12 protein-coding genes and 1 pseudogene are annotated in these 21,162 nt (G+C 68.4%); 4 read left to right on the top strand and 9 right to left on the bottom strand.

All coding sequences use genetic code 11. The features are described 5' to 3' along the window. Positions 1 to 399, top strand: a pseudogene (locus BM436_RS37065) (hypothetical protein); the annotation flags it as partial. A gap of 72 nt (positions 400 to 471) precedes the next feature. On the opposite strand, the gene BM436_RS13545 reads toward BM436_RS37065, so the two are convergent. The 8 genes from BM436_RS13545 to BM436_RS13510 all read right to left on the bottom strand — a co-directional run bounded on the left by BM436_RS13545 (position 472) and on the right by BM436_RS13510 (position 10,119). Continuing rightward, positions 472 to 2,157, bottom strand: a complete 1,686-nt coding sequence (locus BM436_RS13545) for a GH39 family glycosyl hydrolase (protein WP_093556062.1) — start codon at positions 2,155 to 2,157, stop codon at positions 472 to 474. A gap of 117 nt (positions 2,158 to 2,274) precedes the next feature. Beyond that, complete coding sequence (locus BM436_RS13540; protein ID WP_093556061.1) at positions 2,275 to 5,424, bottom strand: efflux RND transporter permease subunit; 3,150 nt, start codon at positions 5,422 to 5,424, stop codon at positions 2,275 to 2,277. Further along, complete coding sequence (locus BM436_RS13535; RefSeq protein WP_093556060.1) at positions 5,421 to 6,716, bottom strand: efflux RND transporter periplasmic adaptor subunit; 1,296 nt, start codon at positions 6,714 to 6,716, stop codon at positions 5,421 to 5,423. Before BM436_RS13535 ends, BM436_RS13540 begins: the two co-directional genes overlap by 4 nt. 23 nt (positions 6,717 to 6,739) lie before the next feature. Beyond that, entirely contained in the window at positions 6,740 to 7,150 is a 411-nt protein-coding gene (locus tag BM436_RS13530) for an ExbD/TolR family protein (protein WP_093556059.1), read from the bottom strand. Beyond that, positions 7,150 to 7,872 carry a MotA/TolQ/ExbB proton channel family protein gene (locus tag BM436_RS13525; RefSeq protein ID WP_093556058.1) on the bottom strand — a complete coding sequence of 241 codons (723 nt, stop codon included), beginning with the start codon at positions 7,870 to 7,872 and terminating at the stop codon, positions 7,150 to 7,152. The genes BM436_RS13530 and BM436_RS13525 overlap by 1 nt, the downstream gene beginning before the upstream one ends. Before the next feature lie 40 nt (positions 7,873 to 7,912). After that, the gene (locus tag BM436_RS37845) at positions 7,913 to 8,698 is read right to left on the bottom strand and encodes an energy transducer TonB (RefSeq protein ID WP_093556057.1); all 786 of its coding nucleotides are present in this window, start codon (positions 8,696 to 8,698) and stop codon (positions 7,913 to 7,915) included. Between the two features lie 34 nt (positions 8,699 to 8,732). Then, complete coding sequence (locus BM436_RS13515; RefSeq protein ID WP_093556056.1) at positions 8,733 to 9,656, bottom strand: cytochrome b/b6 domain-containing protein; 924 nt, start codon at positions 9,654 to 9,656, stop codon at positions 8,733 to 8,735. Between the two features lie 16 nt (positions 9,657 to 9,672). Continuing rightward, positions 9,673 to 10,119: a rhodanese-like domain-containing protein gene (locus tag BM436_RS13510; protein ID WP_093556055.1), complete on the bottom strand. Its 447-nt coding sequence runs from the start codon at positions 10,117 to 10,119 to the stop codon at positions 9,673 to 9,675. 339 nt (positions 10,120 to 10,458) lie between these two features. On the opposite strand from BM436_RS13510, the gene BM436_RS13505 reads away from it, so the two are divergent. Continuing rightward, positions 10,459 to 13,314, top strand: a complete 2,856-nt coding sequence (locus BM436_RS13505; protein ID WP_093556054.1) for a TonB-dependent receptor — start codon at positions 10,459 to 10,461, stop codon at positions 13,312 to 13,314. A gap of 115 nt (positions 13,315 to 13,429) precedes the next feature. Further along, the gene (locus BM436_RS13500) at positions 13,430 to 15,619 is read left to right on the top strand and encodes a TonB-dependent receptor plug domain-containing protein (protein ID WP_093556053.1); all 2,190 of its coding nucleotides are present in this window, start codon (positions 13,430 to 13,432) and stop codon (positions 15,617 to 15,619) included. A gap of 162 nt (positions 15,620 to 15,781) precedes the next feature. On the opposite strand, the gene BM436_RS13495 is transcribed toward BM436_RS13500, so the two are convergent. Beyond that, positions 15,782 to 17,758 (bottom strand): rhamnogalacturonan lyase, encoded by a 1,977-nt coding sequence (locus BM436_RS13495; protein WP_229490245.1) that lies wholly within the window; start codon positions 17,756 to 17,758, stop codon positions 15,782 to 15,784. A 493-nt stretch (positions 17,759 to 18,251) separates the two neighbouring features. Between BM436_RS13495 and BM436_RS13490 the strand changes: the two genes are divergently transcribed. After that, positions 18,252 to 21,008, top strand: a complete 2,757-nt coding sequence (locus tag BM436_RS13490; protein ID WP_093556052.1) for a TonB-dependent receptor — start codon at positions 18,252 to 18,254, stop codon at positions 21,006 to 21,008. Positions 21,009 to 21,162: the final 154 nt, after the last annotated feature.

Genomic DNA, 21,162 nt, shown 5'->3' with positions numbered 1-21,162 from the left:
TTCGTGTTCCTCAACAGCAGCCTGACGCATGGTCCGGGACCGGGTCCGCTGCATGGCGATGTGCCGAACGGCGCGACCTACCTGGCGCGCAGCCCTGGCGGCACCACCACCTGGGACAACATCGCCTTCGTGAACTGCAGGATGGACGCGCGCGTGGCGCCGGCGGGATGGGCGGGGCTGGGGGTGAACAACCAGCCGGCGCCGAACCCGGTGACGCCGACGGCCGTCAGCGGCTGGCGCGAGTACGGCACGACGGACCTGGCGGGGAATCCGCTGAACCTGGCCACGCGCGTGGGCGGTTTCCAGCTGAGCGCGGGGGATGTGGCGGCGGGATTCGCGACGCGGGCACTGGTGTTCGCGGCGTATAACAATGGCGCGGGTTGGGATCCGCAGCCCTGAACCCAGGTGCAACTGCCGGGGTCAGACCCCAATGGGTCTGACCCCAGGTTCCGCCTCTGGGTTTAGCCGCGTTTAGTACTCGAGGCGCACCAGCGACACCGCCTGGCGCGGCAATTGCATCTTCACCGTGGCGCGCTGGTTCTTCACTTGGACGGTGGAAGGCTTGCCCAGCATCGCCAGCTGGCTGGCCTTCTCCAGTTCCGCTATCTGCTTCGCGGTCGGCGCCTTGGGCGATCCCATGCGCTGCCACGCGGCGTAGGAGTTGCTGTACTGGCCGTCGACGCGGTAATGCGTCAGCTTCACCTTGGACGCCGGCACGCCGGCGATGTCCAGCTCCACCGGCGATCCCGCGTCCTGCACGTCGTCGTCATGGTAGTTCCACACCATCACCGTGATGCTGCGCTTGCCCCTGGTGGCCAGCGCATTGATGTCGGTCTCCCCTCCCCTCACACCGTTCGCCCGTATGCTGCCCGCGTCGTAGGCCAGCTTGCCGTTCACCGCGATCCGGTTCCCCTCCATCATGCCGAACATGCGGAACACGTTCAGCACCGGCTTGTTGACGCCATTGGTGGCCAGGTCGCGGAAGCCGGCGAACCAGGGCTGGTCCTCGAATTCGAACGACCAGTTCACGGCGCCCAGCAGGTTCACGCCCGTCTCCTCCACGATGTCGTACTCGCGCGCGATCGAGGCGGCCGTGTAGCTCGAATACATGGTGCCGTTGCGGTAGGCGTTTTCTGGGTTGGTCTGCATGCCGCAGGCGGCGCAGCCTTCGGGGTCGGATTCGCCGATGATGATGGGGACGTTTTTCAGCTCCGGATAGCGCGCCACCACGTTGAAGCCGTCCGTGATGCGCTTGAGGTGGATGCCCATCCCCATCTGCACCACGCCATTGACGACCTTGGGCGAGCCCTTGGCGTGGAAGGCGACAAAGTCCAGCGGCGCGCCTTTCTTGCCGGTGGCGTAGTTGGTCTCGTACAGCACGTGCTTGAGGAAGTTGTCGTAGAACTGGCCGGTGCCCGCCGTGTGCGGACCGCCCATGCGCGCGTTCGGCAAGGCGCGCTTGACGGCGTCGGCCGCGTGGTCGTACATCTTGAAGAATTCGCGCTGGCGGTCCGGGGCGATCAGGTAGTCGCCATCCGGCTCGTTCCACAGCTCCCAGTACCAGCTTTCCACCTCGGCCTGGCCGTAGCGCTCCACGCAGTGCCTGACCCATTGGTAGATCAGCTCCGACCATTTGGCGTAGTCCTTGGGCGGATAGGCCCAGCCGGTCATGATGTCCTTGTACGGATCGCCCGGTTTCCAGTAGTGGCGGTAGGGCTGCGGCTTGGTGGACAGCGCCTCGGGCATGAAGCCGATCTGCGCCAGGGGCTTCATTTTGCGTTCGATATAGGTGTCGAAGATCTTGTCGGCGATGGTCCAGTCGTAGACCGGGTTGCCGTCCTTGTCCTCGGTGTACATATTGGTCGAGCCCCACTTCAGCGCGTGGGCGCCATCGCCGGAGGTCATCATGTTGTGGGCGCGGACGTAGACGGGAACGGGACTGAGGGCGGCGATGTCGCTCAGCAGCTTCTTGCCGTTGGGGGCGTAGGTGTAATTCGGCTCGTCGTAGCCGAACCAGGCCCAGATCGGTTTGAGCGGGCCTTTTTCCTTGTTGGCGTCGATCTGGATCACAACCGGCGCGCCGGCGATGGAGGCCAGCGGCATGCCGGCCAGGCAGAGCGCAAGCGCGAGGGCTTGCAGGCGGGGGGTATGGAGCATCTTGCGGGGGTCTCCGGGCAGCCGCGGCCGGGATTGGCCGCGGTGCCGGAGATTATGGCGGAGGGTGCGCTCGGATGCCAGATCAAATAATCATTTTTATGATTATTTCCCTGCCCCTCATGCAGCTTCGGCGGACCGCTGCTCCGGCACCAGCGACACCGGCGTGGTGTGCGCCGCCAGCTGCTGGTCCGTCATCGGTCCCGCCCCGCTGTAGCGGTCCAGCGCGAGGTAGATCACCGGCGTGATGTAGAGCGTCACCACCTGCGAGAACAGCAGGCCGCCCACCACAGCGAGGCCGAGCGGCTGGCGCAGCTCGGCGCCGGCGCCCAGGCCGAAGGCCAGCGGCAAGGCGCCCATCAGCGCGGCCAGCGTGGTCATGGTGATCGGCCGGAAGCGCTGGATGCAGGCCTGCCGTATCGCCTCCGGCGGCGCCATGCCCTGCGTGCGCTGGGCGTGCAGCGCGAAGTCGATCATCATGATGGCGTTCTTCTTGACGATACCGATCAGCATCAGGATGCCGATGGTGGCGATCAAGGTCAAGTCCATGCCGCACAGCTTCAATGTCAGCAAGGCCCCGACGGCGGCCGAAGGCAGTCCCGCCAGGATGGTCAGCGGGTGGATGTAGCTCTCGTACAGCACCACCAGCAACACATAGATGGCCACCAGCGCCACGCCGATCAGCACCAGCTGGCTGGACTGCGTGTCCTGGAACACCGCCGCGTCGCCGCCGTACTTGGTCATCACGGACGACGGCAGGCCGATGTCGCGCCCTATCCGTTCCAGCTTGGCGGTGGCGTCGCCCAGCGCCGCCTCGGGCGCCAGGTTGAACGACAGCGTGATCGCCTGCAACTGGCCCTGGTGGTTGACTGCCATGGGGCCGGCCGTGCGCTGCACGTTCACGAACGACGACAGCTGCACCATGGCGCCGCCCTCACCGCGCACACCGACCCGGCCCAGCGATTCCTGGTACTGCTTGTCCAGCGCCTCCATCAGCACGGGGTAGCTGGCGCTGGGCGCGTAGATGGTGGAGATCTGGCGCTCGCCGAAGGCCAGGTACAGCGCGCTGCGCACGTCCGCCATGCGCACGCCGAGGCCGTTGGCCTTGTCGCGGTCTATCCGCAGGCTCGCTTGCAGGCCCTTGGTCTGGGTGTCGCTGTTCACGTCGCGGAAGACGGGATCGGCGCGCATGCCCTGCATGATCTTGTCGGCCCAGCCCTCCAGCGCGTCCGGGCTCACGCTTTGCAGCGTGTACTGGTAGCGTGCCTTGCTGCTGCGCCCACCCAGTTGCAGGTTTTGCTGGGGACTGAGGTAGACCACGATGCCGGGCACGGTGCGGGCGTCGCGCCGCAGCGAGTCCAGCACGTCCTTCAGCTTGCCCCGCTGGTCCTTGGGCTTGAGCGTGAGGATCATGCGGCCGCTGGAGGCCGTGTTGCCGCCGCCGGGGCCACCGGGGCCGGTGAACGACAGCACCGCCTCCACGCCGGGATTGGCCTGGAATTTGGCGGCCACGCGCGATTGCAGCGCCAGCAGCGCCGTCGGCGAGGTGTCCTCGGCCGCCTCCGTGGTGACGCGCACGCGCCCCAGGTCCTCCTCGGGGAAGAAGCCCTTCGGCATGTCCTGGTACAGGTGGACGGTCAGCACCAGGCTGCCGAGGGCGGCCAGCAGCACGACGCCGCGATGGCGCAAGCTCCAGTCCAGCGACACGCGGTAGGCGTCCGCCACGCGGGTGAAGCCGGCCTCGAACAGGCGGCCGACCGCGCCGCCGGCGGCGCCGGCCGTGGCCGCGTCGTGCCTGGGCAGCAGGCGGCTGGCCATCATGGGCACCACCGTCAGCGACACCAGCGCGGACACCAGCACGGACAGCGACACCACCACCGCGAATTCGCGGAACAGCAGGCCGATCACGCCCGGCATGAAGAAGATGGGAATGAACACCGCCACCAGCGAGATGGAGATGGAGAGGATGGTGAGACCCATCTCGCGCGCGCCGATCAGCGCCGCGCGCATGGGCGATTCACCCCGCTCCGTGTGGTGCACGATGTTTTCCAGGACCACGATGGCGTCGTCCACCACCAGGCCCACCGCCAGCGTGATGCCGAGCAGGGACACGTTGTTCAGGCTATAGCCGGCCCATTGGAACAGGATCATCGCGCCCAGCAGCGACAGCGGCAGGGTGACCGCCGGGATCAGCGTGGCGGCGGCGCGGCGCAGGAACAGGAAGATCACCAGGACCACCAGCGCCACCGTCAGCGCCAGCGTGATGTTGACGTCGTGGATGGCCTCGCGGATGGACAGCGAGCTGTCGCCGCCGAGGGTGACGGAGATCGACGACGGCAGTTGCGACTGCAATTGCGGCAGCAGCTTGCGCACCGCGTCCACCACCTTCACGGTGTTGGCGTTGGGCTGGCGCTGCACCTGCAGCACGATGGAACCGGCGCCGTTGAAATTGGCGCTGGTGCGCACGGACTGGTAACTGTCCTCCACCGTGGCCACTTCCTTGAGCCGCACCGGCAGGCCGTTGCGGGTGGCGATGATCAGTTCCTGGAAGTGCGCGGCCCGCATCAGCTTCGCGTCCGCCTGGATGGTGAGCAGCTGTTGCGGCCCTTCAATCACGCCCAGCGGCGAGTTGGCGTTGGCGGCGCGCACGGCGGCCGCCAGCTCGTCCAGCGTGAGGTTGCGCGCGTTGAGGCGGTCCAGATGGGCCTTCACGCGTACCGCGTAGCGCTTCTGGCCGTTCACGTTGACCTGGGCCACGCCCTCCAGCGTGGCAATGCTGGGGGCGATCAGGTTCTCCGCGTAGTCGTTCAATTCGGCCAGGCTGAGCGAGGGCGAGTTGAGGATGACGAACAGCGTCGGGCCGTCGGCCGGGTTGGTCTTGCGGTAGGACGGCAGCTCGGTCATTTCCTGCGGCAGCGAGCGCTGGGCGCGCAGCAGCGCGGCCTGCACGTCCAGCGCGGCGACGTTGATGTCGACGCTGGGGTCGAATTCCAGCGTCAGCGAGGTGCTGCCGGAGCCGCTGCTGGAGGTGATCGTGTTCAGGCCGGCGATGGTGGAGAACTGCTTCTCCAGCGGCAGCGCGACCGAGGACGCCATGGTTTCCGGGCTGGCGCCCGGCAGGTCGGCGTTGACGTTGATGACCGGCGTGTTATAGCTGGGCAGCGCGGCGATGGGCAGCTTGAGGCAGGCCAGCACGCCCGCCGCCACCAGCGCCAGCGACAGCACGATGACCATGGCCGGGCGGCGGATGCAGAGTTCCGACAGGTTCATCGCGCCGCTCCGGCCGCCGCCACCAGGTTGGCGCCCGGCTGCGGCTTGCCGCCCTCCACGCGCACCTTGCCGCCGGGCCGCAGGTTCTGCTTGCCCTCGACGATGATCTGCTCGCCCGCCGCCAGGCCAGCGACGGCGGCCTGGTTGCCGAAGGCGTGCAGCAGCTGCACGGTTTTCGCTTGCGCCACCTGGTCCTTGCCCAACGTGTAGACGCGCGCGCCGTTGCCGCCGGTGACGACCGCCGCCTGCGGCACCACCACCGCGCCGCGCAGCGTGGCCAGCGTGATGCGGGTCTGCACGAACTGGCCGGGCCAGAGCTGGGCGTCGCCGTTGCTGAACTGCGCCTTCACGCGGATGGTGCCGGCCACCGGATCGACCGCGCTGTCGATGAAACTGAGCTTGCCGCGCAGCGTGCGCGCGCTGTCGGGCAAGGTGGCGCTGACGGCGGCGCCGCCGTCCCGCTGCCCCGCCAGCAGGTCGGCCAGGCCGCTTTCCGGCACGGTGAAGCTGACGGCGATGGGGTCCATCCGCGTGACCGTGGCCAGCGCTGCGTTGACCTGCACGGTGCTGCCGGGGTAGACGTTGATGGCGCCCACGCGGCCGGACGACGGCGCGCGCAGCACGGTGTGGCTGAGGTCCACCTGCGCGGCGCGCAGCGCGGCCTGGTCGGACTGCAGCTGGGCGCGCGCCGTTTCCACCTGCGTTTGCAGGCTGTCGGTGGCGCTGGTGGAGATGAACTTTTGCGCGGCCAGTTCCTGGCTGCGCTTGTATTGGCGTTCCAGGTCGGCCAGGGCGGCCTCGCCGCGCCGCAGTTTGGCCTGCGCCTGCTCGACCACCGCTTTTTCGGCGCGGTCGTCCAGCGTGAACAGCAAGGCGCCGGCGCGCACGCTCTGGCCCTCCTTCACGTGCACCTGCCGCAGCAGGCGGCTGACGTGGGGACGGATCTCCACGCTGCTGAGCGGCACCACGGTGCCGTTGGCCTGCGATTCGATGGCCACGTCCTGCCGCTGGGCGGCGGCCACGCGCACCAGCGTCGGCCCTCCGGCGCCAGCGCGGCCGGCACGGCCACCGCCCTGCCCCGCGTCGGCCGCCGCGCCGGCGGCGCCTACCGCAGCCGCGCCAATGGCATGTTCACCCTGGCCGCGCTGGCCATCGCGCGCCTGTGCGGCGCCGTCCCGTCCGGCGGCGCCGGACGGACTCCCCGGCGCGGCCGCGCGCGCCAGCCAGTAATAGCCGCCGGCGGCGAGCAGGGCCAGCAATGCGCCGGCCAGCGCCTTCTTCTTGATAGTCATGAGTTTTCCCCGCGCACCCGCCGTCAGCCGCCCGGCTCCGTCAGCACCGACAGCTTGCTGACGCCCGAACGCTGGATGTTGGCGATCACCTTGGCCACAGCGCGGTACGGCACGCCCTGGTCGGCCTGCAGGCTGAGCGCCAGTTCCGGATCGGCCGCCACCAGTTGCCGCAGTTCCGGCTCCAGTCCCTCCAGCGCCACCTCGCGCTTGTCGATGAAGACGCGGCTGTCGCCATCCACGCTCACCGTGACCGCCTTGTTGGTGGTCGGCGGCGCGGTGGTCGCCGTCTTGGGCAGGTTGATTTTCACCGCGTTGTTGAGCAGGGGCGCGGTCAGAATGAACACCACCAGCAGCACCAGCATCACGTCCACCAATGGCGTGATGTTGATCTCGCTGACCACGTCGCTGCTGTCCCTACCAGTCGAGAAGGCCATTATGCGTATGCTCCGGCTGGCACGGCGGCCGGCGCTGCGCCGCGTGCGGGTTGGGACTTGCCGGCGGCCTTGGCGACGCGGAAGTTGTTCTTCTGGGCCAGGTTGACGAAGTCGGTGGCGTAGTTGTCCAGCTCCGCGGCGGTAACCTTCAGGCGGCGCACGTAGAAGTTATACGCCAGCACGGCCGGCACCGCGACGGCGATGCCGACGCCGGTGGCGATCAGCGCCTCGCCGATCGGGCCGGCCACCACGTCGATGCTGGCCGAGCCGCTCTTGCCGATGGCGCTCAGCGCCTGGATGATGCCGAACACGGTGCCGAACAGGCCGACGAAGGGCGCGGTGCTGCCGATGGAGGCCAGCACGGCCAGGCCGGACTCGAGCGACTGGTATTCCTTCTGGATCTGCTGGCGCAGGTAGCGCTCGAGCAGTTCCTGCCTGTCCCAGCTGTGTTCCAGGTCGCTGCTGGCGTCGGCGTCGCTCACGTACAGCGCCTCGAAGCCCACTTCGGCCAGGCGTGCCTTCGGGCTGGCGCCACTGGCCAGGGAGGTGGCCGCGTCCAGCGAGCTGGCGCTCCAGAAGGCCTTGCCGAAGGTCTTGTCGCGCTTGGCCAAGCGCCAGTGCTGCATGCCCTTGGCGATGATCAGCACCCAGGTGATGACGGAGAACAGCACCAGCGCGTACAAGGCGCCTTCAACGATCAGTTCGAGGTAGTGGGAAGTCATGGGTAGGTCTTTCTAAAGTTGAGGATACGGATTCTTCGGATTACGAGAGTTTGAAATTGAGCGGGACCTTGACCCAGCCGTCTATCGGCGTCTGTCCGCGCTTGGCCGGATCGAAGGCCCAGCTCAGGACGGCCTTCACGGCGGCGTCGTCCAGGATCTTGTGGCCGCTGGATTTGTCGACCAGCACATTGGCCGGCTTGCCGGAGGCGAGCACCTGCACCTTGAGGATCACATGGCCCTGCAGGCCGCGGTCCTGCGCCATCGCCGGGTACTCGGGCGCCGGGTTGTTGCGGTAGCCGGCGAAGCCGCGGGGCTCGGTGACCGGCTCGGGCGGCGGCGGCGGGGCCGGCGGCGCGGCGGCGACCGGCGGCGCGGGCGGCGGCGGCGTGGTGGCCACCTGCACGGTGTCCGCCGTGGCCGGGCCGTCCGTCACCTGGCTCACCACCGGCATCGGCGGGGCGGCGCGCACCGGCACCGGCACCACCTTGGCGACCTGCGGCTTGGGCGGCTCGGGCGGCGGCGGCGGCGGGGGTGGCGGCGGCGCGAATTCCAGCGCCAGCGGTTCGGCCTTCAGCGGCGGCGCCTCGGCCGGCGGCGCGTTGCGCAGCGCGACGATCACGGCGGCGTGCAGCAGCACGGTGGCGCCGGCCAGCGTGGCCAGGGCCAGGGTGTTGCGGCGGCCAGGGCGCTGCAGGTCGGCGCGGATCGCCGCGGCCGTCGGCTGCGGGGCCGCCTGCGGCACGGCGCGCGGCGCGGGCCGGGCGCTGCGCCTCACCGCCGCGCGGCGGGGGGAGTAACTGATGCTGTCGAATGTCAGGGTCGTCATCGTGATTGCCTTTCTCTATCCGTTGAAGATGCCGCTACCAGGCGGGCGTGGTGGCGGGCGGCGTGGAGGCCGGGACCGCCGCGCCATCCGGCGCCGGCGTTGCGGCGGATGGCGGCGCACTGGACCCGCTGAACGCGCCTGGCGCGGCACCCGGTTGCAGACCGGCGCCGCTGGCGAACACCATGGCCAGCACGCCGACCGCCAGCGCGGCCGCCAGCGCGGGCCAGCCGCCGGAGGCGGCGCCCGGGGCCGCGGCGCTGCCGTCCACCTCCTTCCAGCCCGTGACCATGGGCTTGACCAGGTTGTTCTTGCGCACCGCCAAGTAGGCCAGGATGGCCAGCACGTGCAGGGCCAGGAAGCCAAGCAGGACATAGGCCAGTTGCTGATGGATGCCGGTCAGGCGCAGCGACAGCTCCTCGCCCACCAGCGCCGCCAGCGGGCCGGTGAACGCGATTTCATCGGTGCCCACCAGGCCGGTCGCGGCCTGCGCCGCCAGTAGCGACAGCAGCGCGAACACCGACAAGGCGCCCAGCGGGTTGTGGCCGTGGCCCTGCCAGCGGCCGCCCAGGTAGGCGCGCAGCCGCGACGGCGTGGGGGCGAAATTGCGGAAGCGCGCATGGGTGGCGCCGGCCACGCCCCAGACGATGCGGAAGCCCAGCAGGCCGGTGATGGCGATGCCGGCCTTGCCGTGCACCTCCATCCAGTCGCCTCCCACCATGCCGGTGGCGACGGCCACCGTCACCGCCAGCACCAGCGACCAGTGGAACACGCGGGTTGGCAGGTCCCACACCAGGATGCGGCGCGCCGTGGATCCGTCGTCCCCGCGAGGGCGGGGACCCGAGTTGACGTCCCGGGCATCATCGGCAGCAATCCTGCTGGCACGCAGCTTGGCCCTGGCCAGGCCGCGCGCGCTGCGCTGCGGGGTTCCGGTATCGCCGGCAAAGGTCTTGGTACTCATGCGCCCTCCTTACTAATTACTGCTGCACGGCGGCGGTGGCCTGGCGTGGTGGCGGCGGAGCGACACGGGTGATCTTGCCGCCCTGCGCCTCGTAGTCCTCGGAACCGGTGGCGCCGGCCACCTTGTAGCCCTTGCTGGTCAACAGGTCGCCCACGGCGCCCGCGCGGTGCGCGTGGTTGGAGACGGTGAGGATGGCGCGGTCCTTGGGAATGAAGGCCAGCTGGTTTTCCACTTCCTTGGCCTGCACGTTCAGGTAGACGGGGAAGCTGCCCTTGGCGGTCAGCTCGTCCGGACGGCGCACGTCGATCACCAGCAGCTTCTCGGGCTTGGCCAGCAGCGCGTCGACCTCGGCGCGCTCCAGCTGCTTGGTTTTGTACTTCCACGGCTGCGCCGCCTGCTGCGCGAAAGCCGCCGTGGCGGACAGGGCGAGGACGAGGGTGAGTGCGGTTTTGATGGCTTTCATGCTGGACCTTTATGTGATTGAGTGCATCTGCACCACGGAGGTCTGCAACTATCGTGCCAAGGCCGGAAAAACCGCGAGAACAAGGCGGGAACCCGCGCCGTTGCTGGCTCTCCGCGTTTTTCGCGCGCCGCGCGCGGGGTGCCGCGGAGGCGACAGGCATGCTGGCATCCCACCAGCCGCTGGGACGCGGCTGTTGCGTATCCACCAGCCCGCGGCAAGCGTGGCGGACCTCCGCGTTCGCCGGCCTTATATACGCGCGCGCCATGCCAGAACATGGCACGGTCCTTGCGAAGGATGGCCAAAGACACAACTTCCCATCCACCAGACCAAGGCTGCCACATGCGAAAGACGTCCCGCTCCACCCGTTCCACCCATCCCCTGCGGCTGCTCCCCATCGCCGCCCTGCTGGCCGGCGCCGGTTTCGACGCCCACGCGGCGGACAACCCCACCGTCGCGGAACTGCAGGCCGAAATCGCCCGCGTCCAGGCCGAGAACGCGCGGCTGCGGCAGGCGCTGGCCGCGCAGCCAAGCGCGCAGCCGGCCGCAACCCCGCCCTCCGCCACATCCTCGGCAACCGGGGCCGCCGCGGGGACCGGGCCAGCCTCCGGCGCCATCGCCGCCGCCCCGGCGGCCGAGGAGGAGCCGCAGGCGCTGGGCGCCGTCACCGTGCGGGGCAAGAAGAAGATCGAGGCGCTGAAGGACGTGCCGCTGTCGGTGTCCGTCGTCAGCGGCGCGGAACTGGACCGCGAACTGGCGCAGGACATGAGCGCCATCACCAAGCGCGGCGCCAACGTGCAGTTCAACCAGAACAACACGCGCGGCGCCTCGCTGTCCGTGCGCGGACTGGGCAAGCGTTCGTTCACGGAGACGCAGGACCCCAGCGTCGGCGTGGTGGTGGACGGCGTCAGCTACGGGCTGTCCCAGCTGGCCAACTTCGATTTCTACGACGTGGAGTCGGTCGACATCACGCGCGGCCCGCAGGGCACACTGGGCGGCAAGGGCGCCAGCTCGGGCGTGGTGACGATCAACACGCGGCGCCCCTCGTTCTACCCCACCGCCGACTTCCAGCTGACCTACGGCCAGCGCGAGACGCTGATCGCCAAGGCCAACCTGGGCGGCGCGGTGATCGAGGACCTGCTGGCCTGGCGCGGCTCCTTCGTGGCGCACCGGGCGCGCGGCTACTACACCAACAATTTCGACCGCAACTACAGCTTGTACAACAAGAACCGCGTCAGCGGCCGCACCCAGTTCCTGCTGACGCCGACGGCGGACTTCAACGCCCGCTTCAGTTTCGACCTGGAACCGCACGCGCCCCAGGTGCAGAACGGCCTGACCTTCTACCACAACCAGCCCGACACCTTCGCCGACGGCAGCCTGACGGATCCCAGCGGCACCACGGCGCGCGCCAAGTTCACCGGTTTCCGCAACACCGCCGGCGTGTTCACCGAAGGCCGCGCGTGGTTCCAGGGCCGCTCCTTCAACGGCGCGCCCTACACCTACGAGGACAACTACATCGGCGAGAACCGCCTCAACTTCAACCAGAACCAGGGCCAGACGGTGCACAACAAGGGCGCCTCGGCGGAACTGACCTGGAACCTGCCGCTGCACACGCTGACCTCGAACACCGCCGTGCGCCGCTATTCGTTCGACGCCCACAACGACGAGGGCACCCCGTTCGACATCAGCCGCGACGGCGGCGGCGGGGTGCAATACCGCCAGTTCACGCAGGAGCTCAAGCTCAAGTCCAAACCCGGCGGCAAGCTCGATTACACCACCGGCCTGTTCCTGATCAAGACCAAGGACGACATCTCGTCCAAGTCCGGCTGGGGTTCGGACGCGGGCGCCTGGTTCGCCACCACGGCGCAGTACAACACGCTGGACCGCAACGCCGGCGCGAACCGCGGCGCCGGCCTGGCGCTGCTGAAGGACGCGCTGGACGACGGCGCCGTCAAGGGCGACACCTATGTCGAGACCACCAGCACCGCGCTGTTCGGCAACACGGCCTGGCACGTGACCGAGGCCGCCACGCTGACCGGCGGCCTGCGCGTGACCAAGGAGGACCGCCAGACCAGGGACGAGCGCCTGCTGGTGGCCAACGGCTCGGGCTCCGCGCTCAATCCGGTGGCCGTGCGCGGCGTGGCGCTGGGCGGTTTCGCCAGCAACGCGGCGGGCGGCCTGGCCGACGGCAACAGCGCCGCGCAACTGGCGCTGGCCGACGCCGTGGCGCGGCGCTACTACGGCGCCGCCTCCTATGGCGCGCTGACCGCCGCGCAGCAGGCGCAGGTCGCCGCCGCCAAGGCCCTGCGCGCCGGCCAGATCGGCCAGTTGATCAGCGGCGTGACCAGCGAGTACGACGACACGCTGTACACCGCCACCCTCAGCCCGTCCTACCGCTTCAGCGAGCGGTACACGGCGTACGCGTCCTGGCAGTACGGCGAGAAGTCCGGCTCGGCGCTGAACGTGAACGGCGTGTCGGCCAATGTGCGGCCGGAGAAGACCAACGCCTTCGAGATCGGCCTGAAGTCCGCGCTGCTGGAGAACACGCTGATCCTGAACGCGGACCTGTTCCTGATGAACATCAAGGACTACCAGTCCACCGTGCGGGTGGTGGACGAATTCACCACGCAGACCAACATCGCCAACGGCCAGGCCAATCCGCTGGCTTATGTGTCGGCACAGGGCAATGTGCCGAAGGCGCGCGCCAGGGGCCTGGAATTCGACGGCGTGTACAGCGGCATCCCCGACCTGAGCATCCGCTTCTCCGGCGCCTGGAACGACGCCCGCTACATCAGCTTCCCGCAGGCGGCCAAGCCGGACGAACTGGCCTACCTTCCCGGCAACTACATCGACCAGGGCGGATTGGCCCTGCCCGGCGCGGCCAGGTGGACCGGCAACGTCGGCGCCGAGTACCGCGCGCCGCTGCGGTGGCTGGCCGGCGGACACCAGCTGCACGCCAGCTTCAACACCGCCTTCACCAGCCGCTATAACAACAGCGACACGCTGTCCTCCTACGGCTGGATCTCCGGCGGCGCCACCAGCGACCTGTCGCTGGGCGTGGCCACCAAGGCGGGCTTCGACGTCAGCGTGGTGGTGAAGAACGCCTTCGACAATCGCAAGCACGAGGCGGCGTGGCTGAGCTACTCGCCGAACCCGTATCCGCGCTGGTTTGGGCTGGTCTTCAGCGGCAAGCTGTAGGCGCCGCGCGGCCAAGCAATCACCCGCGTGATTATTTCAAGTCCACGCGGGCCGGCATTTACTTCCCGGCGATTTGCCCTCCATAATTGCCGAGTTCACAACAAGCAAATCCGCAATGAAACCCAGCCTCACACCGATCGCACTGGCGATCGCACTCCTCGGCCTGAACGCCCCGGCCCAGGCCCAGCAGCAAGCCAGCACCAGGGAGACGCCGGCGCCTTCCGCCAAGCCAGCCCCGCAACAGGGCGGCATGGCCCAGGTCGAAGTCAAGGGCGGCCTGCAGGACTACGACGCGCGCCGCGAGGACACGGCCAGCAAGACCGTCATCACCCAGGAGGAAATCCTCAAGTACGGCGACACCAATGTGTTCGAGGTGCTCAAGCGCGCGCCCGGCGTGACCGTGATCGGCAACAGCATCCGCATGCGCGGGCTGGGCAACGGCTACACCCAGGTGCTGGTGAACGGCGAGCGCCCGCCTCCGGGCTTTTCGATGGACACGCTGGCGCCGGAGCAGATCGAGAAGATCGAGGTGATCCGCGCCGCGACGGCCGAGCATTCGATGCAGGCCATCGCCGGCACCGTCAACATCGTGCTGAAAAAAGTGGTGGCCAAGGCGCAGCGCGACCTGCGCATCAACACCGCCCGCTCGGACGAGCAGAAAAACCTGTTCATGCTGGGCACACTGGCCGACCGCTCGGGCAACCTGTCCTACTACCTGAACGGCATGGTGGGACGAAACCTGAACGCCTCGCAAACAGAAGGCACCGACCAGTTTTCCCTGCCGGACGGCCGGATCGCGCAGTTGCGCGACAAGCGCGGCCAGTCCAGCAACCGGAACAGCATGGCGGGCCTGCAGCCACGCCTGAACTGGAAGCTGGCCAACGACGACCAGTTGAACCTGAGCGCCTTCATGCAGGCCTCGCGCAGCGACAACGCCTCGTCCGGGTCCACCGTCAACCGCGTCGGCTCCTTCCCGCAGCCGGACTACGTGGAGCGCAGCGGGACAAACGAGTCCGAGGCCCGCTTCGTGGGCGGCGAGGCGAACTGGGTGGCCAAGCTCGCCGGCGGCAAGCTGGACGCCAAACTGTCCGCCTCGCGCGGACGCGTCGACAACGAATCGCGTTCGCTGTCGGCCACGGCGGACGGCGCCACCCGCCTGCGGCGCGACAACGACGCCAACTCGCGCTTCAACAACTACGGCAGCACCGGCAAATACTCGCGCACCGTCCTCGACGGCCACGCCCTGGCCACCGGCTGGGAGGTGAACCGCCAGGGAACCGAGGACGCCAACCTGCGCACCGAGGGCCTGCTGGGCACGCAGCCCGCCCTGATCCGCGAACGGTTCTCGCCCGAGGTGACCAAGCTAGCCGCCTACGTGCAGGACGAATGGAACATCACCAAGGAATGGTCGATCTACCAGGGCGTGCGCTGGGAAGGCATCCGCACCGATAGCGCCGGCACCGGCCTGCGGACGACGCGCTCGCGCAACCACGTGCTGAGCCCCGTGGCGCAGACGCTGTACAAATTCCCGGACAAGAGCGGCCGCCAGTTGCGCATGGCGCTGACGCGCACCTTCAAGGCGCCCAGCACCAACCAGCTCAGCGCGCGCCGCTACGAGTCCGACCTGAACACGCGCTTCAATCCGGACAACAGCGGCAATCCGAACCTGCGGCCCGAGCTGGCCAACGGCATCGACCTGACGTACGAGCATTTCTGGGCGCCCGGCGCGGTGTTCTCGGTGAGCGCGTCGCGGCGCAACATCAAGGACTACATCCGCAGCAGGCTGACGGAGGACGCGCGCGGCTACTGGCTGGTGCAGCCGGTGAACGACGGCGACGCGCAGGTCCGCACGCTGGACGTGGAATTGAAGTTCCCGCTCAAGGCGGTGCTGAAGGACGGCCCGCCGTTCGACTTCCGGGCGAGCGTGAACCGGAACTGGTCCAAGGTGGAATCGGTGCCGGGGCCGGACAACCGGCTGGACCAGCAAGTGCCCCTGACGGCAGTGCTGGGCGCGGACTACCGGGAGGACAAATACAGCGCCGGCGCCAGCTTCTCCTACCGCGCGGGCGGGTCGGTGCGCGTGTCGGAGCAGCAGTTCGGCTGGCTGCAGCAGCGGCGGGAGCTGGAGGCGTATCTGCTCTATAAAGTGAGGACGGGCGTGCAACTGCGGCTGGCCGTCAGCAACGCGCTTGGAGAGGACAACCTGAGCCAGTCGCGCTACCAGGACCTTAGCGGCACCAGCCAGACCTGGACCCGCAGCCCCGGCTCGCCGCGCCTGCAGGCGAACCTGGAGCTGAAGTTCTAGCCGGGTGCCGGTTCTGCGGCGGTGGCCAACGTAGGCGCGGAAGCGCGGGCTTTCACGGCAAAATCCGCCACCCGCGCCTCAAGTGCCTGGTTCGCGGCACGCGGGCCAGGTACCAGTTAGGCGCAAGTGGCCAACCTACCTGGCCCTGTGTGAAGCCGCCTTCTAGTTCACCACCGCCTTCGCCACTGCCCGTGCAGCCGGCGGCGCCTTCATCCCGTCCCCGATGAAATACGACGGCCATGGCGGCTGGTTGTACGCCGTGTTCTGCCCGGCGATCGCCGCGCGGTACTGCGGGTCCTGCATCAAGGTGGTCAGCTTGATCGAGGTGGGAATACCGGTCGAGTAAATCCGCAACGACGTGTTGTCCTCGCTGCGCAGCACCACCTCCTCGCGCCAGTCGCCGAACAGGTCCGCCGACAGCGCCGGCGTGGATTTGGTGCCATTGTTCGACGCCGCGCCCTGCGCGTCGAGCAGCACCACCGATTTCTCGCCCTTCCAGTCCCACTTGTAAACCTTGTTCTTGTCCAGCAGCTCGCGCAGCGCGTCGCCGTCCCACCAGACCATGAAGTTCATCTGCGCCGGACGGTTGCCGATGGCCTGGCCGGCGGCGTCGTACAGCTTGTCGCTGTTCGAGCCCCAGAACTCGGCGCCAGGATGGCGCGGGTCGATATCGCCGGCGGCGCCGCGGCCGGTGTCCTTGTCGGCGCTGGTCTTGAAAATCACCTCGCCGGTCTTCGCGTCCAGCAGCGCCGAACCGATATTGCCGTTCTGGCGCATGTCCTCGTGCACGCCCCACTTCTCCAGCCCGGGGCGCGACGGCACCAGGTCCGAGACGTGCATGGCGTCGCCGTGGAACAGCTTCGCGGTCCACAGCGGCTTGCCGTCGTCGTCCAGCGCCATGGAGCCGTAGATGATTTCATGCCTGCCGTCGCCGTCCACGTCGGCCACGCTGAACTGGTGGTTGCCCTGGCCGGAGTAACCCGGCGGCACACCCTCGGCCTGCGAGTCGAACACCCAGCGCGTGGCCAGCTTGCCGGCCTTGTAGTCGATGGCGGCGATCGTCGAACGGGCGTAGTAGCCGCGCGCGAAGATGGCGCTGGGATGCACGCCGTCCAGCCAGGCCGTGCCGGCCAGGTAGCGCTCGGAACGGTTGCCGTAGGCGTCGCCCCAGCGCTCCTTCAGTTCGTCCCTGCTCGCCTCGTGCCCGGACGGGCCGCGCGGGACGGGATAGGCGATGGTGTCGACGGCGCGGCCGGTGCCGCCATCGAAGACGGTCAGGAACTCCGGTCCGCGCAGGATGCGGCCGGTGAGATTGGCCATCAGCTTGCCGTCGTCCGCCTTGCGCGCGCCGGTGCGGTCGCCCTGCTCGATCTCGCCGGCGCCCTCCGCCCACCTGGCCGCGGCGTCGCCGATGACCTTGCCCCGCCCGTCCACCGTGCCGTCGGCGGTCTTGACGATCAGTTCCGCCTTGCCGTCGCCGTCGTAGTCGGCCACCTGGAATTGCGTGTAGTGGGCGCCGGCGCGGATGTTGGGGCCGAGGTTCACGCGCCACAGCAGGCGGCCGTCCAGGCGGTAGCAGTCCAGGTACACGGGGCCCGTGTGCTGGCCGAAGGCGTTGTCGGCGCTGTTGGTGGGGTCCCATTTCAGGAATATCTCGTACACGCCGTCGCCGTCCACGTCGCCGACCGAGGCGTCGTTGGCGGTGTAGCCGTATGCCTTGCCGTCGGGCGTGACGCCGTCGGCGGGTTTTTGCAGCGGGACGGAGAGGAAGTCGTCGATACGGCGGGCCGGGGCACTGGCGCCCTCGGTCTTGCCCAGCACTTCGCGTACTTCGTATTTCGCGGTGACGGCGCCGGTTTCGTCGAGCAGATTGGTTCGGTCCATGATGGGGGCCGCGTTGAGCTTTTTACCGTCGCGATAGACGTTGAAGCCGAGGGCAGGCGCGTCGTTGACGCGGGAGCGCCAGCTTATCAGCACGCCCTTGTCCGCCTTCACGGCCACCGCGCCGCGGTCGAGGAACTCGACCTGGACGGCCGGGGCCGGGGCCTGGGCCGCGGAGTATGCCGTGCCGGCCAGGGTGGCCATCGCCGCCGTTGGCAGCAGCAGCTTGCGCCAGAGATGCTTCTTCATGAGTGCCATTGTCACGCCTATCTATAACAGCTGTGGGAGATACGTGACAAAAAATTATACAGAGCCGTTCCGGGCCCCGGCCGGCCGACTGACAAGCAATCATGAAGTTGACAAATGGCGCGACCGACTTCAGTCGAGCATCCATATCAGGCTTTGAAAGCCCGCGCTTCGGCGCTTTCGCCCAGTGCCAGGTTCGCGGTTTGCGCGGGCCTGGTACGGTGGTACGCGACCACCGCCTAACCGGTACCTGGCCCGCGTGCCGCGAACCAGGCACTTGCCGCGCTGGTGGCGTATCACCGGCAAGGCCGCCTTCGCGCCAGCCCCATAAGCTTATAGTCCAAATCCGCATGAACGGATAGCAGCAGCGCCGCCAGCAGGCGGGATTGAAAGCTGCTGCGAAATCACCAGCGCCTTCGCATAAACCCAGTGTTTACAAGGCCTCCCCGCGTGGTACGCAAATTGCTGAGTACAGGTTTCTACCTTGTTTTTTGAAAGCCTAGCAATGACTCAGACCCAAGCCCGCTACCGCACCGCCCTGCCGTTCCGCCTCTCCCCCATCGCCGCCACGCTGGCCGGCGCCGCGCTGCTGGCGTCGGCCCCGCTCTACGCAGCCGACCCCACGGTCGCCGAACTGCAAGCCGAGATAGCGCGCCTCAAACAACAGATCGCGGCGCAGAACCCCAACGCCGCCGCGTCCGCGCCAGCTCCCGTGGCGGCCGAAGCCGCCCCAGCGCCGGCCGCCGCGCCCGAGGAGCCAGAGGTGCTGGGCGAGGTCACCGTCCGCAGCCGCAACCGCCTGGAGCGCTTGCAGGACGTGCCGCTGTCGGTCTCCGTCGTCACCGGCAAGGAACTGGACCGCCTGCAAGCGACCGACATCAAGTCGCTTACCCAGCGCGCCGCCAACGTGTCCTGGAACCAGGGCAACCAGCGCACCGCCAGCCTGGCCATCCGCGGCGTCGGCAAGCAGGGCCAGACCGAGGCGCAGGACCCCAGCGTGGGCCTGATCGTCGACGGCGTCAACTACGCCTACAACGCGCTGTCCTCCAGCTTCGACTTCACCGACGTGGACGCGGTGGAGGTGACGCGCGGCCCGCAAGGCACGCTGCTGGGCAAGAACACCAGCGTGGGCGTGGTCAACGTCACCACGCGCCGCCCATCGTTCACGCCCGACGCCTCCTGGTCGGTGACCATCGGCCAGCAGGACACCGTGCAGGGCCGCTACGCCGCCGGCGGCCCCATCGTGGACGGCCTGCTGGCCTACCGCGCCAACGTCAGCGTGACCAAGGGCGAGGGCGACATCAAGAACGCCAACAACCGCGACCTCACCTACACCAACAAGGACCGCGTGTCCGGCCGCCTGCAGTTCCTGCTGACGCCCGACCCGTCCTTCAGCGCCCGCATCGCGCTGGACGCGCAGCCGCGCGCCGGCGAGTTCACCAACGGCCGCACCATCAACACGCCGACGCCGAACCGCTATTCGAACGGCAGCGTCAACACGCTGGCGACCGACGCCGCCACGCGCCTGGCGCGCCGCTGGTTCACGCAGCAATCGGCTTACACCTACGAGGGCAGCTACCTGAACGGCGGCGGCCAGAACGTCGTCAACAACGACAGCGCGCGCCCGCTCGTCACCGGCAGCAACGGCGCCACCGCTGAACTGAACTGGTACGGCGCGACCCACAACCTGACCTCGATCACCGCGTACAAGGACTACCACTTCAACGCCACCAACGACGAGGGTACGCCCTTCGACATCCACCGCAACTCGGGCGGCTTCTGGAACGACTACAAGCAGGTCACGCAGGAGCTGCGCCTGAGCTCCCAGCCGGGCGGCTTCGTCGACTACCAGACCGGCATCTTCCTGATGAAGGTGGCCAACCAGGCCGACTACCGCCGCGAGTGGGGCAACGACGCCGGCGCCTGGTACGCCAACGCCGCGCAGTACGGCCGCCTGGACGCCGACGCGGCCGGCCGCTACCTGTTGCAAAGTTCGCTGGACCGCCTGGCCATGTCCTTCAACTCCCCGGCCGGCACGCAGGACATCCGCAACAAAAGCGCCGCCGTGTTCGCGCAGGCCAACTGGCACCTGTCCGAGCCGCTGACGCTGACCACCGGCCTGCGCTTCACCCGCGAGGACCGCCGCAACCTGGGCAGCACGCTGGTCAACAACTACGGCAACGCGCCCGAGCTGAACCCTGTTTCCGTGAACGGCGTGCAGTTCGGCGGCTTCGACTCCGACGCCAACGGCCTGCTGCGCGCCGGGAACAGCGCCGCGCAAGTGGGCCTGGCCGACCGCGTGGCAGCCAAGTACTTCGGCGCCGCCACCTACGCCGCCTTGACCGCCGCGCAGAAGCGCCAGGTGGCCGACGCCAAGGCCATCCGCGTCTCGCAGATCGGCGTGATCTTCCCCTCCACCGAGGCCGCGCCGTTCAAGGACACGCTGCCCTCCTTCGTGGTCAGCCCGTCCTACAAGTTCAACAAGGACCTCACCGCCTACGCCTCCTGGCAGTACGGCGAGAAGGCCGGCATTTCGCAGTTGACCAACGGCGTCTCCAACCTGGTGCGCAAGGAGAAGACCAACGCGCTGGAGGCCGGCTTCAAGTCCGCGCTGCTGGATCGCAAGCTGCTGGTCAACGCCAACGTCTTCCGGATGGACATCGACGACTACCAGCAGGCCGTGCGCGTGCTGGACGTCTACACCACCAACTTGAACAACGACGGCCAGATCTACTACACCACCGCCACCGGCAACGCGCCCAAGGTGCGCGCGCAGGGGCTGGAACTGGACGGCGCCTACAACGGCATCGCCAACACCTCGCTGCGCTTCTCGGGCGCCTACACGGACGCCAAGTACAAGGAGTTCCCGAACTCCGCTCAGCCGGTGGAGAACGGCTACACGGGCGCCGCGCCCTACCGCAACGTCTCCGGCGAGGCGCTGCCGGGCGCCTCGAAGTGGACCTTCAACGTGGGCGCGGACTACCGCCGTCCGCTGTGGCGCGACAAGGAGTTCCACGCCAGCTTCAACACCGCCTACGCCAGCAAGACCAACACCGACAACACCCTGTCGAGCTACGGGTGGATCGGCAGCTCCACCATCACCGACCTGTCGGTGGGCCTGGGCACGCGCAGCGGCTCGTTCGACGTGAGCGTGCTGGTGAAGAACGCCTTCGGCAACGACACCCCGCTCACGCGCACCTGGAACCTCTACACGCCCGCCGTGCCGCGCTGGGTGGGGCTGGTGGTGAGCGGCAAGCTGTAAGGCGCCTCCTTTAAAACCAACGGCAGATGCCGGGGTCCGACCCAACGGGTCAGACCCCAGGTGTCCGCCGTTGGTTTTTTTAGGCTATGTCGCGGCTAGGTGTGGAAATACGCCGACCGCTGCTTTCAGTAGTGTCGTTGGTGTATTGATGCGC

Source organism: Pseudoduganella namucuonensis, assembly GCF_900116645.1.
GTDB classification, from domain to species: domain Bacteria; phylum Pseudomonadota; class Gammaproteobacteria; order Burkholderiales; family Burkholderiaceae_D; genus Rugamonas; species Rugamonas namucuonensis.
The sequence above is the reverse complement of the archived record's forward strand: the minus strand, read 5'-3'. Positions and strand labels throughout refer to the sequence as shown.